This window comes from Candidatus Hydrogenedentota bacterium, assembly GCA_016791475.1.
Classification (GTDB): domain Bacteria; phylum Hydrogenedentota; class Hydrogenedentia; order Hydrogenedentales; family JAEUWI01; genus JAEUWI01.
In genome coordinates this window covers 1-780 of sequence record JAEUWI010000181.1, presented here as the reverse complement: position 1 = coordinate 780, position 780 = coordinate 1, and the positions used below count along the sequence as shown (strand labels likewise).

2 protein-coding genes are annotated in these 780 nt (G+C 72.9%); both read right to left on the bottom strand.

All coding sequences use genetic code 11. From position 1 onward, the window contains the following. Nucleotides 1-220, bottom strand: a 220-nt coding sequence (locus tag JNK74_28575) for a 2-hydroxychromene-2-carboxylate isomerase (GenBank protein ID MBL7650143.1), incomplete at its 3' end; no start/stop codon positions are given. Between the two features lie 59 nt (nt 221-279). Further along, on the bottom strand, nt 280-780 hold a 501-nt coding region (locus JNK74_28570), incomplete at its 5' end, for a GntP family permease (GenBank protein ID MBL7650142.1).

The window sequence follows — 780 nt, the reverse complement described above, 5'->3', positions numbered from 1 at the left end:
GTTGCGCGCGCCAGGCCGCGAAGCGGTAGGTGAAGCGGCGCTTCTGCGCGATCTCGGCCGGTCCCTTGTGGCCGTGGTGGTCGAGCAGGGCGGCGAGCAGGATCGGCCGGAACTCGAAGGTCAGGATCGGCGCCAGCGAGTCCAGCGCGCGCCACTGCAGGTACGCGAACGGCGAGATGAAATCGAAGTACCAGACGGCGCGGCGGCGCTCGGTGCCCATGGCGCGATCTCCGTTGCCCATCGCCACAGGGTAGCGCCGGCGCGGCCGCGCGCGTTACCTCAGAGTCCCAGCGCGAACAGCCCGATGCAGAGCGCCACGCCGGCCAGCGGCACGATGACCGTGAGCGCGCCGATCGCGGGGTAGGCGGCGCGATGGGTCTCGCCGCAGATCGCGCGGATGGTGGTGACCACGTAGCCGTTGTGCGGCAGCGAGTCGAGGCCGCCCGAGGCCAGCGCGACGACCCGGTGCAACTGTTCCGGGTTGACGCCCTGAGCGAGGTAGATCGGCGCCAGGATCGGCAAGGCGATGACCTGGCCGCCCGAGGCGGAGCCGGTCATCGCCGCGATGAGGGTGACGGCGATCGCGGCGCTGGCGAGGCCACCCCCGGGCAGGTGGGTGACCCAGTCCACCGCCATGGTGAAGGCGGGCGCCGCCTTGGCCACCGCGCCGAAGCCCACCACCGCCGCGGTGTTGCCGATCGCGATCAACGCGCCGATGGCGCCGTCGCTGAGCGCGCGCCCCGGCCGCGCCAGGTGGCGCCACGACAGGATCGCCGTGGC